Annotated in this window: 16 protein-coding genes; 8 read left to right on the plus strand and 8 right to left on the minus strand. The window is 47.8% G+C overall.

The window, feature by feature from the left end:
• Positions 1–107 precede the first annotated feature (107 nt).
• The 3 genes from LEPBO_RS0127120 to LEPBO_RS0127130 all read right to left on the minus strand — a co-directional run bounded on the left by LEPBO_RS0127120 (position 108) and on the right by LEPBO_RS0127130 (position 2,640).
• Positions 108–1,631 carry an AMIN domain-containing protein gene (locus LEPBO_RS0127120; RefSeq protein ID WP_017290739.1) on the minus strand — a complete coding sequence of 508 codons (1,524 nt, stop codon included), beginning with the start codon at positions 1,629–1,631 and terminating at the stop codon, positions 108–110.
• A 215-nt stretch (positions 1,632–1,846) separates the two neighbouring features.
• Positions 1,847–2,281 (minus strand): hypothetical protein, encoded by a 435-nt coding sequence (locus LEPBO_RS0127125; protein ID WP_017290740.1) that lies wholly within the window; start codon positions 2,279–2,281, stop codon positions 1,847–1,849.
• Between the two features lie 149 nt (positions 2,282–2,430).
• Complete coding sequence (locus LEPBO_RS0127130; protein ID WP_017290741.1) at positions 2,431–2,640, minus strand: hypothetical protein; 210 nt, start codon at positions 2,638–2,640, stop codon at positions 2,431–2,433.
• A 262-nt stretch (positions 2,641–2,902) separates the two neighbouring features.
• On the opposite strand from LEPBO_RS0127130, the gene LEPBO_RS38445 reads away from it, so the two are divergent.
• A complete protein-coding gene (locus tag LEPBO_RS38445) occupies positions 2,903–4,096 on the plus strand; it encodes an MFS transporter (protein WP_017290743.1) in 1,194 nt (397 codons plus the stop codon).
• A 93-nt stretch (positions 4,097–4,189) separates the two neighbouring features.
• Positions 4,190–4,780 (plus strand): signal peptidase I, encoded by a 591-nt coding sequence (gene lepB / locus LEPBO_RS0127145; RefSeq protein WP_017290744.1) that lies wholly within the window; start codon positions 4,190–4,192, stop codon positions 4,778–4,780.
• Here lepB and LEPBO_RS0127150 read toward each other — a convergent pair.
• Together LEPBO_RS0127150 and LEPBO_RS0127155 are read right to left on the minus strand one after the other, a co-directional pair.
• On the minus strand, positions 4,758–5,987 hold the full coding sequence (locus LEPBO_RS0127150) for a dihydroorotase (protein WP_017290745.1): 1,230 nt from the start codon (positions 5,985–5,987) through the stop codon (positions 4,758–4,760). The genes lepB and LEPBO_RS0127150 overlap by 23 nt on opposite strands.
• Before the next feature lie 113 nt (positions 5,988–6,100).
• Positions 6,101–7,426, minus strand: coding sequence for a histidine phosphatase family protein (locus LEPBO_RS0127155; protein ID WP_017290746.1), 1,326 nt, complete (start codon positions 7,424–7,426; stop codon positions 6,101–6,103).
• Between the two features lie 127 nt (positions 7,427–7,553).
• Here LEPBO_RS0127155 and LEPBO_RS0127160 point away from each other — a divergent pair, with 127 nt between their 5' ends.
• Entirely contained in the window at positions 7,554–7,952 is a 399-nt protein-coding gene (locus LEPBO_RS0127160; RefSeq protein ID WP_017290747.1) for a DUF3110 domain-containing protein, read from the plus strand.
• Between the two features lie 248 nt (positions 7,953–8,200).
• Here the strand turns inward: LEPBO_RS0127160 and LEPBO_RS0127165 are convergent, their stop codons facing one another.
• Positions 8,201–8,572 (minus strand): VOC family protein, encoded by a 372-nt coding sequence (locus LEPBO_RS0127165; protein WP_017290748.1) that lies wholly within the window; start codon positions 8,570–8,572, stop codon positions 8,201–8,203.
• A gap of 427 nt (positions 8,573–8,999) precedes the next feature.
• Here LEPBO_RS0127165 and LEPBO_RS43460 point away from each other — a divergent pair, with 427 nt between their 5' ends.
• The 4 genes from LEPBO_RS43460 to LEPBO_RS45650 all read left to right on the plus strand — a co-directional run bounded on the left by LEPBO_RS43460 (position 9,000) and on the right by LEPBO_RS45650 (position 10,786).
• The gene (locus tag LEPBO_RS43460) at positions 9,000–9,152 is read left to right on the plus strand and encodes a hypothetical protein (RefSeq protein WP_172410449.1); all 153 of its coding nucleotides are present in this window, start codon (positions 9,000–9,002) and stop codon (positions 9,150–9,152) included.
• Between the two features lie 67 nt (positions 9,153–9,219).
• The gene (locus tag LEPBO_RS44595; RefSeq protein WP_017290749.1) at positions 9,220–9,354 is read left to right on the plus strand and encodes a hypothetical protein; all 135 of its coding nucleotides are present in this window, start codon (positions 9,220–9,222) and stop codon (positions 9,352–9,354) included.
• A 90-nt stretch (positions 9,355–9,444) separates the two neighbouring features.
• Positions 9,445–10,026, plus strand: coding sequence for a DUF2808 domain-containing protein (locus LEPBO_RS38450; protein ID WP_017290750.1), 582 nt, complete (start codon positions 9,445–9,447; stop codon positions 10,024–10,026).
• 14 nt (positions 10,027–10,040) lie between these two features.
• Positions 10,041–10,786 (plus strand): IS1 family transposase gene (locus LEPBO_RS45650; RefSeq protein WP_455565126.1). Its coding sequence is split into 2 segments (ribosomal slippage): positions 10,041–10,296 and positions 10,296–10,786, totalling 747 coding nucleotides; the frame shifts between segments, so codons are not numbered across the junction.
• Between the two features lie 159 nt (positions 10,787–10,945).
• Here the strand turns inward: LEPBO_RS45650 and LEPBO_RS0127195 are convergent.
• Positions 10,946–12,433 (minus strand): FAD-dependent oxidoreductase, encoded by a 1,488-nt coding sequence (locus tag LEPBO_RS0127195; protein ID WP_017290751.1) that lies wholly within the window; start codon positions 12,431–12,433, stop codon positions 10,946–10,948.
• Positions 12,434–12,777: 344 nt separating this feature from the next.
• Here LEPBO_RS0127195 and LEPBO_RS0127200 point away from each other — a divergent pair, with 344 nt between their 5' ends.
• Positions 12,778–13,155, plus strand: coding sequence for a DUF1643 domain-containing protein (locus LEPBO_RS0127200; RefSeq protein ID WP_017290752.1), 378 nt, complete (start codon positions 12,778–12,780; stop codon positions 13,153–13,155).
• A gap of 74 nt (positions 13,156–13,229) precedes the next feature.
• Here LEPBO_RS0127200 and istB read toward each other — a convergent pair whose 3' ends face one another.
• The gene (istB, locus tag LEPBO_RS0127205) at positions 13,230–14,042 is read right to left on the minus strand and encodes an IS21-like element helper ATPase IstB (protein WP_144056281.1); all 813 of its coding nucleotides are present in this window, start codon (positions 14,040–14,042) and stop codon (positions 13,230–13,232) included.
• Positions 14,043–14,127: the final 85 nt, after the last annotated feature.

Raw genomic sequence — 14,127 nt, forward strand, 5'->3', positions numbered from 1 at the left:
AGTAGACTTTGCCGAACAGGAATCAGGTCTAGTGTTCCCCTATGCGCTACGGGCTATCAATGCTCGGCTGTGGGCGGGATAGTCGTGAGAGTGCGAGTTTGCATCGGTTATCTGGAGAAGAGGTTGAAGTCCTGAGTTAATTGAATCTGAATTAATTGTCTGGGCTGAATTGTAGCGGGTCTAGAAGCTGTGAGATAAGTTACGCCTGCTCCAAGCGCGGCTCCGCCAATCACGTTTCCGCCCGAGAAACCACCGAGGACGGCTCCCGCGATCGCGCCGAGTCCAGAGTTTTGAATTAAGCGATGGTCTTGAACTTGAGGATTGCCGCTGATCGTGTCTGATTTGCCAATGAAGGCGAGATTTTGACCTTGGATGGTGACAAATCGACTTCCGTTTCGATCGGTTTCAAACTTTCCCATGACTGCACTCCCAGGCGCAACGAGTAAGCGCCCTGCGCGATCGCGGATTTCGTTTTGCAAAATCAATACATCTTGTCGAGATTGATTGCCCTGAAGTTTGAGTGGCTCGTTGCCGGGATAAAACAGGCTAAGCTTTGTGCCAACAGGAAGGAGACTTTCAGAAGATCCGTTGGCAAAACGACTGATTTGCTGCGGGGTGGATGGGGGTTGCTGATTGATGAGGGTGGGTAAGGGTTGACCGAATTGGATGGTTCTCTGGCGGACGGGAACAGGAGTATCTTCGACGGGAGCAGAGGTCGATCGAGGTTCCACGATCGAAGAGGGATCGGGCGAGCGGCGATCGAGTTGGGGAACGGTCACGGTCGGCGGTGTACTCGGTAAATTTGTGGGAGCATTAATGGGCGGAAACGAATCTGGAATTGCCAAGCTGGGATTGACTTCTGGAAGTTGTAAGCCAGGCGATTGAGGGACAGCGCGAGGAGTAATCGGCGCATCTGGAAAAAGAAGACTACTTCCGGTGGGAGCATTGCCTGATCCGGCAGCGGGGGGGAGGGGAGTAGATTGAGCAGGCGGTAGATCAGGGACAGTCGCAGCAGGAGGCGCAGAATTAGTTGCAGGGGGAGGGGTTACAGGCGGGAGGTCGGGGTTGATGGCGGGGGGAGCAGGCGGTAGTCCAAAATCGTTTGCGGGAGTGGCTGAAGTTTGGGCGACTTTTGGTTCTGCGGGTTGGATTGGAGTTGTTTTGGGAAGGGGAGCGGTCTGGATGGGACGCAGGGAGTTGAAAACGGCTTGGGTTTGGGGGGAAGGAGTGCGAGCCGCTAGAGTAGGGCGGAGTATCCAGATTTTGTCTGAGCTTGGGGCTTGTTGAAGTTGGACTTGTTGGGTTGCCAAGGTTTGATTGGGCGCAAGTTCGAGGACAATCCGGGTGGTATCTGGCTGGAATTGGAAGACGCGAACTTGCCGAACTGCGCCCATAAAAGTCTGTTGGGGAGAAATCTGACCTACCTGGGTGTTGGGTAAATCAAGGACGATGCGATCGGGTTTTGAGAGAAGAGAATAGGTCGGTTTGATGCCTGCTGCAAGGGTAACTTCGAGTTGATTGATGTCGGGGTCGAACCGCAAGTTTTCAAGCGGGGCTGCGATCGCGGATACGCTGGTGAGGAGAACGATCGCGCTAATCAATTCGGAGAATGTGAGGGCTTTCTTCAGCATGGCAAGTCAGGAGAAAATTAGCGATCGAGTGGGGGACACTCGGAGAGGAAAGAATTGGGTGGATTATAGGCGAGTTTTTGGGAACTGTAACTGTTTTTGGACAAAAAGATTGCCTAAGCACGTGGCTTAAGCAATCTTCCTAGCAATGCATGAATGTTAGGTTAGAGCAGAACTTCTGTAGAGACGTGTCGCTGAAATGCCGCTACAGGAGTGATTTATTGCTTTTTCTCAGCGGGTTGGGTGATTTTTTCTTTGGCTGCATCACCTGCTTGCTTGGCAGCGACTCCAGCTTGCTTGGCTGCTTCACCGGCTTGTTTAGCTGCTTCGCCGGCTTGCTTTACGCCTTCGCCAGTCATCGTTTTTGCGGCTTCGCCTGCTTTGGTTGCAGCTTCACCCGCTTTGGTTGCGGCTTCGCCTGCTTTAGTTGCGGCTTCGCCTGCTTTGGCTTTTACAGATTCGCCTGCTTTCTTCGCTGCGTCACCCGTTTTCTTTACAGATTCCCCGGCTTTGTTCACTGTCCCGGCAGGTTTTGCAGCGGGCGCGGTTGGAGCAGCAGGAGGAGCAGCCTGCTCGGTTTCAGCACATGCAGTTAAGCCCATCATTAGAGCAAGTCCTGCAAAGACGCTAATTGCTTTGAGTCTCATCATCATGTCAACCTCAATAAATTAGTAGATGTTTCGTTTGGAGAAGCCATCACAATTTATCGCATCTTGGTTAATCCAATGCTTTTGTAATTAATTTTTTATTGTTTATAAAATTTATTCTTTTCAATGCCCGAGTGAGTTACGAGATTTTCTTATTAAACTTTATTGCGCCATAGCTTTTCGAGCATTTCAATTTGCTGTTTCAACGCTCGACGTTTGCGTTTTTTCTGCACAAAAATTGCAACACAAACACCGAGAGGAAGCGCGATCGCAAACAGTCCCTCTGAAATCAGAACGGCATCATTCTCAACGGACCATCCTGGAACTGTGGAGATAGAGCAAATGAGTCGAAAATGGGTTTGCATAATGAAGAGTGGCAGCAAGAAAAGATTGCGTCAATGCCTTCTGATCGGAGTAGATTTTATTTTGTCACTTGATGCTGGAACGCCTTGTATTTCTTATTTTTCTTTAATGTTGAATCTGAGTGTGACGATTGGCAACATCCCGGGCAATTGACCAATCGAATCGGGGAGACGAATATTTTTCAGGGTTTGCAGAATTTAATGTCTAAACATAGAGATTACTGATATTGATGACACAGAGGCATTAGAAAAAGGCGATGAGAATATGGGCGAAGATGCGAAGTCTGGTTTGGTTCCTAACCCACAACCAAGTCGGTTTCAAGCGTGGCAGCAAGTGATTGGGCTAGCAATTTTGCTCGCAGCAGTCATGTTTACTTGGATGATTTATGGAGTGTTTCAACCCAGGATTTTAAGCAGCTTAGGGTTTACAGCCTTGGCGAGTCAGTTGGGGATTTATCAAGGTTTATTGGGCGCGATCGTTGAACCTGTGGTGGGATGGAAATCGGATCAGATTTTTCGGCGGTTGAATACGCGATTTCCGATGGTGACGTTTGGGGTGACGTTGGCGGGATTGATCTGTGTTTCGGTTTCGGTTTTGTGGCAAGAGAAGGCAGTAATGCTGGCGATTCGGAATTTTGTGCCGATTCTGACGACGGTTTGGGTGATCGCAATGATTATTTTTCGCGGACCTGCGATCGCGCTGTTGCGGCAGTTTACTCCGGCTGACTTTCCCTTAGCAAATGCAATTTTGACGCTGGTGTTTGCTTTGATGGGGGCGATGTCTCCGTTGGTAGGTCGTTTGATTACTCAATGGGGGGCTTCGGCAACTTTTCTACTGGGAGCGCTATCGCTGGTGGTGGGGGGACTACTGTTCAAATGGTCGCAGCCGCCACTCCAACTTGCAGAAGTCACGAATGATCCGCCGATCCCGCTGAAGAAGGCGATCGCGATTTTTTGGGTTGGATTGGCAGCGGGAATTCAAAGCACGTTGTTATTTGGTTATTCGCCGCAACTGCTGCATCAGCAAATTCAATGGCTGGAGCCAGCTTATCTAACTTCGGCGATTTTGGTCATTTCTGCGGTGAGTGCTTTGCCGTTAGAACAGTTTGCATTGACTTGGGGGGTGCATCGATCGATGTTGATGAGTTTTTCGGTGATCGCGTTATTGTTAGGCGTGTTGAATGCGCCTGCTAATTGGCTGTTTCTGGTGCTTTTTGGCTTGGCATTTGGATTGTTGTTTATTAGTCAAATTCCTTATGCTTTGGGAGCGGTTCCGAGTAATCAAGCGGGGTTTGGAACGGGACTTTATTTTGGGGGAATTGGGGGTGGATCGGCGATCGTGAGTTGGGCGTTGGGAAGTCAACCTGTGTCAAGTAGCATCATACTCTGGGGATTTTTGGCGACGGTGATCGGAGGGATTGGGCTAATCGGTACGAGACGCGATCGCAACTTGCTCTAAAAAATTCTGAAAGTTCAAACTTGCTTGTGTAGATTAGACTGAGAACGAAGGTTTTCAAATCAGCCTACACAATCTTTATCTGTTTAAGGTGAAATGAATCGAGTGGATAACCCGGCTCCTAACAACAAAGTGCGTCAGAAAGACGAAAATCCCTGGCTAGAGGGACTCAAAACGATCGGTTTAAGTGCCGTTCTAGCGATCGGGATTCGGCAGTTTGTTGCGGAAGCCCGTTATATTCCATCTGGGTCGATGTTGCCGACGCTGCAAATTAACGATCGTTTGATCATTGATAAAATCAGCTATCGCTTCAATAACCCTCAACGCGGCGATATTGTAGTTTTCGCTCCGACTCCTGCTCTAGAGAAACAAAATTTTCACGATGCGTTTATTAAGCGTGTGATTGGGTTGCCGGGGGATAAGGTGCAGGTCAAGGGCAATCGAGTTTATGTGAATGACCAGCCGTTGCGCGAAAATTATATTGGAAAAGATGAAGCGCCCCAGTATGAATGGGGACCGCAAGTGATTCCGCCTGATTCTTATTTGGTGCTGGGCGACAATCGCAATAATAGCTATGACAGTCACTACTGGGGATTTGTCCCACGCGACAAGATTATTGGACGGGCAGTGGTGAGATTCTGGCCTCCGAATCGGGCAGGTGAGATTACGCCAGAGCCTCAGTATTAAAGATTTCTAGGACTCGACCTGTAATTGAGTGGTTGAGCCAAGAGGTATTTGTGGACAGCGATCGTAGATTTGAGTGATCGACTGTCCATTTTTCATTGGGAGCGAACAAGATCAAATCTTTGGACTGAAAAGATTGATTGAGGCACTGGGCTGAGCGTGTGGTTAAGCTTTGCCAGAGCGTTAGGGCAGACCAGCGACCGGATTCGACTAAATTTGACCAGAGTAGGGGTAGAGCGAGTTCTAAGCCGATCACTCCTGGAGGGGCTTCGCCAAATGCGACGGTTTTTTCTTCGTAGGTGTAGGGGCTGTGATCGACTGCGATCGCGTCGATAATGCCATCTTGAACGGCTTGGATTAAAGCGTCTCGATCGTGCTTGTTGCCTAAGGGTGGGTCGAGTCTCAGATTGGGATCATAGGTTCCGACGGCATCTGTATCTAAGAGTAAGTGGAGCCAAGTGGTGCTGGCTGTGACGGGTACGCCTCGTGATTTGGCATCGCGAATCAGTTCGACTCCTCGTGCTGTTGAAATTCGCATGAGATGAACGGGTGTGCCAATTTCTGCGACGCATTCGAGTAGGGCGGACAAGGGGGCTGATTCTGCCATTGTCGGGACTCCAGGCAGACCGAATCGCATTGAGTTTGCGCCTTGTCGGATTACGCCTTTCCCGGCTAGTCCTGGATCACAAGCCCAGAGTGCGACGGGTTTTTGAATGGGGTGGAGATATTCTAGAGCGCGACGAATCAGCGTTAAATTGGGAAGTGCTTTTCCGTCGGTGAATCCAATAATTCCGGCTGCGGCTAATTCTGCGAGTTCGGTCAGTTGTTGACCTTCTGTTCCGAGCGTGAGTGCGCCCCAGCAGTTGACTTTGGGGAATTTGGTGCGAATTTGGGTGACGCTTGCGGGATTGTCGATCGCGGGATGGGTATCGGGGAGGAGATTGAGTTGAGTGAAGCCTCCGGCGATCGCGGCTTGTTCGATCGAGGTGAGCGTTTCGCGTTCTTCAAATCCGGGTTCACCGCTGTGACTGTAGAGATCGATGAGTCCGGGGGCGAGAATTTTGCCAGCGCAGGGTTGAATTTGCGTGTCTGGGGGAATTTCAGAGGGTGCGAATGCGCGGATAATCCCGTCTTCAATTAAAACGTCGGTGATGCGATCGACATTTGCAACCGGATCAAGCGATCGAACTTGCTGGAGCAGAACAAACATAGTTTTGTGCAACGAATAAAACAGGAGAATGAGATCGAGTAGGATGCTTCCCGTTCAATATTTAAGTACGGTTTCGCATCCTATCTTGCACTCTCTACCTTTTTCTTGAGAGATTAAAGTGCGCCTGCGGCAGTCTTGTCTAAAACACCTCCTAAATGGGTTGTGATATTCATTGCCATTAGTAAGGGCGTTGCATCGTTGCCTTTGGGATAGTCGATGACGCTGACGGCACCGTTCCCTTGTTTGAAGTTCCAGAAAGAGGCTGTGGTTAAGCCGGAGATGTAGCAAAGAATTGCTTTATTGATGGCATCGTGTGCAACGACGAGGACGGTTTCTCCGGGTTGGGCATTCTTAACAATCTCGTTCCATCCAGCGATCGCTCGATCCCAAACTTGCTGCAAATTCTCGCCTTCTGGCATTTGGACGGTTTCAGGGCGACTTTGCCATTGCTCTAGCAAACCGGGATAGTCTGCTTCGATTTCAGATTCAAACTTCCCTTCCCAGAGTCCGTGACTAATTTCGCGCAGGTCGTCGCGCAGTTTTAAGTCAATGTCGGGATGATGTTTCAGAATGAGTTCTGCGGTTTCTTTGGGGCGTGCCATTGAACTGCTGACGGCGGAATCAATGGAGACAGATTTAAGGAATTCGCCAGCCTGGGAGGCTTGAACTCGTCCGTTGTCGTTGAGGGGAACATCGATTTGTCCTTGGAAGCGTCCTTGGCGGTTCCATTCGGTTTCACCATGTCGGACGAGTAAGAGGCGTGCGCCTTTGTGTTTGGGACGGAGTTTGGGGATGGTTTCGCCTAAATGAGAGGTGACGTTGAGGGATTCGATTTGAACGGTTTGTCCAAAATCGCCGGAGAAGTTGAGAACGGTGATGCCGCAGTTGGAGATGTGGAATCGTTGATAGTCAGCGGGTTCTAGTCCGATCGCGGTATTGATTAAGGCGCGATTAATGCCACTATGGGCGACGATCAAGAGGGTTTGATTGGCGTGGTGGGGAATGGTCGATCGCCAGAATCGTTCTGCTTGCTCGTATAAGTCTTGAACTGGAGCGAGTTCGCTGCCATCGGGTAGCGTCATTCTGACTTTATGTGGCTCGGTGTGCCAGTAGTCATACATTTCAGGATATTTTTCTTGGACTTCGCTGAAGAGCATTCCTTCCCAAAGAAAAACATTGATTTCTTTTAAATAGTCTGTGACTTGCAGAGCGGGGGGATTGTCTAATCCTTCAAAAATCACTTCGGCTGTGCGTTTTGCACGTTGGAGTGGGCTGGTATAGATGGCATCGAATTGCAAGTCTTTGAGGGCTTTTGCAACCTGGGTTGCCATGATTTCTCCTTTTTCGGTCAAGGTGGAGAGATCACAATGCCCCTGCGCTCTTTTTTCAACGTTGTAGCTGCTTTCACCGTGGCGGACGAGAATTACACGAGTCGTCATAGATTTTGGGGCAAAAAAGTCAGGATGATTCTATCGTGTTCGTGTGTCAAATGATGAGAAATCTAAAGTAGCGATCGAACATAATTGCAGTACCCTTGGATCTAGTCCATCCATCTTCACTAGAGCCATGCAAGTTTTCGTTCTGCTGTTCAATGCTGACACCGATAATCCGGGGATTCATACGATTAGCGTGGGAACTCAGAATTTGGTGTTGATGTTTGCGCAACAAGATGATGCGGAGCGGTACGCGATGATGCTGGAGGCGCAGGATTTTGCGGTTCCGACGGTGGAAAAGATTGATCAAGAAGAGATTGAAGAGTTTTGTCAGGATGCGGGCTATGAGGCGTATCTGATTCCTGAGAATTTTATGCCGCAAAATGAGTTTGAGCGGTTGTTGTTGGCTCCGCCTGAGGCGAATCGTGAAGAGACGGATTGGAGCAGTGAGGATAAGCCGGAACGTGAGGAGTCGGAACTGTCGAATGGGGAACTCGATCGCATTCGTCGCCAGTTAGAAGGGTTGCTTTGAGTTTTAGTCTCAATGTCTCAAACGGGTTTTATCAATAGACTCATTCTGAGTCTCAAGTGATTTGATTAAAGCGATCGTTAGGCTTCTGCGACATGGTATCGAACTCATTGCGTGCTCGAATCTTGACCAACATTGAAAAAGGGGAAGTTTTGAGAAGACGGAAACGATCGAGCACGGGGTAACGAAAGTGAGGCAGGCGATCGCGGCGCTCAACTCTACGATCGCCGTTGATGCTTGAAGCTGAAAGCTTACTGCATAGAATGTAAGCCGAACAGATTGCCTTCGGTATCAGCAACTAATGAGATGAAACCATACTCTCCGATCGACATCTTAGTTTTTTGAATTCGACCGCCGAATTCTTTGACTCTACTTTCTTCTACTGCACAGTCATCGCAACTGAAATAGATCAGAGTACTGTTACCTCCCGATGAAACTCCAGGCATTTTTACTAATGCACCCGCTGCACCTTCGCTTCCCATCTGCATCGGAAAGCTCCACATTTCTAAATCCGGGTTGTTCAGACTTTCTAGTTTGCGTTGAAAAACAGATTCGTAGAAGGCTTTAGCTCGATCCATGTCTTGCACATAGATTTCAAACCAGATGACGGGATTGCTATTCATCGTTGCCTCGCTGAATATAGTACAAGTATATTGTAGAGCGGGTCAGTTCAGCGATCGTCGATCTGTTGAGAATTGTAATACTCGATTTTGAGTCTCGTTTTCTCAAAACTGTTTTATTGCTGGACTTAAAACGAGTCTTGTTTAAGACTTTGCGCGACAAATATGTCTCGCCTGAGACTTACTTTAAGTCTCATAACGTGTCTTAAATAAGAAAAAGATGGTACGAGCCACGTGAACAATCACAATTGAGGCAACGATAGCGCTGTTTGCCTACCCTGGAAAGTTTGGAAAAAGACATCTGCTCTTGTTGGGATGAACTTCTGAAAACAAGCACAAAGTTTCTTTTAGTCTTCTCATCTGTCATCGGAAAACCGCTTAAAGTTAGAAATGGGACGATACACTTTATTCGCTTCAAGAGGTGTACATTATGAAACCTGCAACTTGGTTACCTGAAGAAAAAGACGAAAAAGTAAACCAGTATCTTGATCACATCAATCGTGCTCCATACGCTACGATCGCGGCTGTATCCGTTGGGCTGTTCTGTCTATTTACGGTCATCATTCTGCTAAGCAGTTTCTAGGACTTCAGTTCTGAGACCCGAAATGCTTCTCATCGACTTCTAAAACCACAGACTTAAGGAGGCTGAGATGGAAGCTTCTGAGTACCTGAAAATGATTAAAGAAAGACTCATTTCTGATTCAGCAAGTTGGGGAAGCTTATTCACTCTGGCGCTTGGCATTACTGTGCTTGTAACATTGATGATGTTTTATGCACAGGGATAACTTGTTTTCTTGAATCGCTGAGTCTTGGCATTCTAGGCCACTTCTTCACCTACTCCAATGGTTGAGATTGTTTAGAGTTGGAGTGAAATTATGTTGAGAAAGCTATCTTCGCTGAAAGCGCGATCGCACTTCGCATCGGTATTTACGATCAGTGCAGTGCTGCTCAGTCTCTTACCGTTGACTGCGAGAGCAGGGCAAATTGGAGGACGGAGCTACTTTGAACGTGCGCCTCATCTCGTTCGGACTGCTGCTAGTAACGTTTTAGCTCATACTCCATCGGCTTATGAGTTTACGATTCAAGTGCCATCGGATGCTGGAGCAGCTTTGCAAACGGTTAGAATTGCTCAGGAGGAAAACCTCGATCGTGTCAGCTTCGATCCTTCACAAAGTCGTGCATTTCTAGGAGATCACATGGCGAGAGGGCAATCGGTTTCACTCGCCGCGATCGGTGGTGAACGCCCCAACAATAAGAGTGAGACAACCGTCACATTTAACCCTCCGATTCAACCCGGACAAACTGTGACTGTTGTACTAGATGCAACAGCAAATCCTTGGCAGGGAGGCGTTTATTTGTTTGGAGTCACGGCTTATCCTGAAGGAGATCAAGCTTCTGGATTGTTCGGTAGTGTTCTAGATATGTGGATATATGGCAGAATGAAAACGATGTGTTAGAGGGCTGAGTCGAGATGGTCCTAGAACCTGTTCAATGTCCCGATTGCCAGAGTGTGGATGTCGTTAAGCATGGTCGCAGTGCTGCTGGAAAACAACGGTATTGTTGCCGTAACTTAGAGTGTTCGAGACGATCATTTATCTTGAACTTTAGCTATCGAGGACGACTGCCTGAAGTCAAAGCGCAAATCAGCGACATGGCAATCAACGGCAGTGGTATTCGTGATACCGCCAGAGTGTTGAAGATTAGCCCAACGACTGTGATTGAAACGCTGAAAAAAAGTCAAGTCAACTTGAACAAGTAAACATAAGTCTGCTCGAACAGCACCAACCGGATAACACGGCAGTCATGGTCGTCAGAGTCGAGGCGGCGGAGATGGACGAGATGTGGAGTTTTGTCGAGTCAAAGCAGCATCAACGATGGTTGTGGCACGCGATTGACCATCAAACTGGAAAAGTCCTTGCCTATGTGCTAGCCACCCATGAAGACTCAGCTCTTAAGCAACTTCAGCAACTGTTAGCTCCTTTTTCGATTCAACGGTTTTACACCGATAGTTGGGGAGCTTACTTGCGATTGCTAGATGAGCAGCACCATACGGTTGGCAAAGCCAACACACAGCGCATTGAGCGGAAACATCTAACTTTGAGAACTCGGATCAAGCGGCTTGCCAGAAAGACGATCTGTTTTTCCAAGACTGAGAAGATGCATGATACTGTGATTGGATTATTCATCAATCGTCATGAGTTCGGGCGAGCAGTATAACGTTATGCCCACACATCTAGAACACTACCGATTGTTCTTAGGCTATGGACGCATTCATTTGCAGTCTTACCAGTAGCTTTCTTTCAATCTGATTAGAAACAATGTAGACCCTTTGCCGTCGAGGGTCTTTTCTTTGGTTCATGAATCCATTGCTTGACCTTACCATTGAGATGCGATCGCGCTTGCCAGTAAACCACTGAGCAAAATGATGCTGAACACCTTGAGAATTTTGCTGCTCGATTGCTCCTGACTCCAAATCTCTTGATAAGACAATTCCTGATTCTGAAGCTGAAAGAATGCTGGAGGACTCATACCAGGAAGGAACCGACTGAGACCAAAATGGAGAAAAAACCGCATCATCCACAATCGCGCCTGCAAGCGATTCTGATTGTATTGCCAAGGGGCTGCGGTCTGAGCTAGTCGAACGACTGCCTGGACATCCATGGCTCGAATCGCCTCATACCGTGGAAGTGCCTGTAATAGATCATTTTGGCTTTGACACAGGATGTCATTTAAAACAGACACATCTTCTAATGCTGCATTCACACCTTGTCCGATATCCGGGGGAAAACAATGAATGGCATCTCCTAACAGCACGATGCCAGCCTGAATCGTTTCTGATGGTTCTTGCTTCAAGAGATAGTGTAATCCAGGGCAGAATTGAGGCATTGGAAAAACGCCACCGTTACTTTTAGCAAATCGATCAGCTTCTTCGATCGAGATCATTTGACGAATGGGCAGTTGTGGGAAGTCTTGCTCGAAAAACTGGAGGACTTGCTCACCCGTTTTCAAGCTCCAGATTTGATGATCTGGATGGGTGATGATATTGACGGTGCGCGGCGCGGTGTCATCTTTGAGGGGCAAAAGACCGAGCGTGAGAAACTGAGTGCGACTCCGCCATATTCCCCGAATGGCATAAGCTCTTGTAGAAACAGCCTGGTCTTGATGTTGAGCATCAAGCGGAAAGTTTGGAGGTAGACTCAATACTTTGTAGCGCAATCCAGAACTCGGAGAAGGAAATCGCTGCATCTCAAATCGATCCGTGCGATCCCACTGCTTCAATGTCGTGCGAACAATCGATTGGATTCCATCACAGCCAACTAACAGAAATGGTTCAAATCGCTCAATCTCATGGTTCGATTTCTGAGCGACTACTTCCAGCGTTTTGATGCCTTCCTCTGTGCTGATTTGATTAATCGCTGTGCATTGAGTGTCGAAGTGAACCGTAATGCGGTCTTGCCAGTTGCGTTCGATTTCTTCGTAGAGCAATTGGACAAAGACTCTTCGAGGAATCCAATACGCTATTTTTCGGTTGGAATTGACGATCGGTAATTTTGAGGTTTTGCGCTTACCGTTGGGCTGAATGCGGGTGATGTAGAACGCTGTAGTGGGAACACCGATTTTAGGTAACTGTTCAGTCAGTCCAAGTAAGTCTGTTAATTTTTGACCTCGACCATCAATGAGGTAGTTAAAGGACTTATCTGGCTCGTAGTAGTCGGCAGCCGTGCGCTTTTCTAGCACGGTAATATTTGTCCATCCTCGGTGTGCCAACATGAGTGCTGTCGCGAGTCCTGCGGGACCCCCTCCAATAATTAAGGCATTGGTGTGAGAAAGAACGAGTTCGCTTGGCGTAGGTTGAATCAACATAGAGCGTGTAGAACAAGTGCGCTTAGCTCTCATAACGATATCGCACTCAAAAAAACTAGAGCAGCAAAGCTCGATGGATCGTCTTTAGAAAAGATGAGTGCGGCAAGGAAGGGAGCAAATTCGTTAGAAATTTGCTTTGTTATGACTTGCTTCAGCAGGCGTTGCCGCCCTAGTTTTTGATGGATATGCTGAGTTCAATCACCAATGTCAGGCAGTTCATGAATCAGTCGTCCTGTTTTCCTGCGGTTGAAACACCTTCTAGTGATGCGATATTTTCTCCTTGTCAAAGATATCGCTATGTTCTTTGGCGAAGGTGGGCGAACGATTGGAGTTCTAATTACGCCATGTTTGTTGGCTTGAATCCATCTACGGCAGATGAAACACAGGATGATCCTACAATTCGCCGTTGCATCAAATTTGCGAAAGATTGGGGGTATTCGGGTCTTTGTATGACAAATTTGTTTGCGTATCGAGCAACAAACCCAAAAGATATGATTGCCTCAGTCGATCCAATCGGTTCAGACAATGACAAGTATTTACTGGAGTATTCGGCAAGGGCAAGGATTGTTGTGGCTGTCTGGGGCAATCATGGAACTCATCACGATCGACATCTTGACGTTAAAAAGATGCTTCCAAATCTTTATTGCTTAAGGCGAACTAAGCGAGGAATGCCTTGGCATCCACTGTACCTTCCACAAACACTCCACCCAATTCAGTTTTGATAGTGTGTGTGGATTCCGGAAACTATGGCAGTTGAAAGGAGAAAAGATTCCGGAAATTATGGCAGTCCATTTACTTATGCAATAGTAGGTTGAGAGTTGTCAAGGCTTTTGTCAGTACTATCAGTTTTTTTAGCTTTAGTGGTTGGTGCAGCATCAGGTAGATCGAGGTCAAGTTTACGCCCTTTCAAGCGATAGGAGGGACCAGAAAGCTTGAGATAGTCGCCATGATGGAGAGTGCGGTCGATGATGGCTCTGGCGAGTTCTTCATCATGCAAAACTCTTCCCCATTGAGCTAAAGGTTTATTGGTGGTGAACAAGGTGGGCTTACCTTGATGATAACGATGGTCTACAAGCTGAAACAAGACATCAGCCGCTCCTGCTCCATAGCCCAAGTAACCCATCTCATCAATGACCAGCACATGGGGCTGAAGGTAAGGTTTGAGAGCCGCATTGCGGTCAGGAGCAATCCGCAACTCGTTGATCAAGGTAGCAGCAGTGGCAAATCGAGCAATGAAGCCATTTTGAATGGCTTTGTAAGCAATGGCAATGCAGAGATGTGTTTTTCCAGTTCCGGGTGGACCTTCTAAAATCAAGCAACGATGTTCACTGACTAATTCAGGACCGAGAAAGCGACCGAGCATTTGCCGCTTGAGGTCACTGCGAAACGTAAAGTCAAAGGTTTCGATGGTGGCATGAAAGGGGAACTTCGCACGAGCGATTAAATTGGCAATCCGACCTTCCGTGCGTTGAGCAATTTCTTCACTCAAGAGGCGTTCTAGAAAGGCAGTATAAGACCACTGCTCCCGTTCAGCTGTCGGGATCAATTCGTCAAGAATGCGATGGATGGCATTTAGCCCCAATCGTTTACACAAAATATCTAAGGTCATTGGCTTGTGTTTATCCATGCTAGAGAACGATGAATCAGGCTAAAAAGCTTGACTCCGTTTTGATTGAGCAGAGCAGCGACCCATG

Source organism: Leptolyngbya boryana PCC 6306, assembly GCF_000353285.1.
Lineage (GTDB): Bacteria > Cyanobacteriota > Cyanobacteriia > Leptolyngbyales > Leptolyngbyaceae > Leptolyngbya > Leptolyngbya boryana.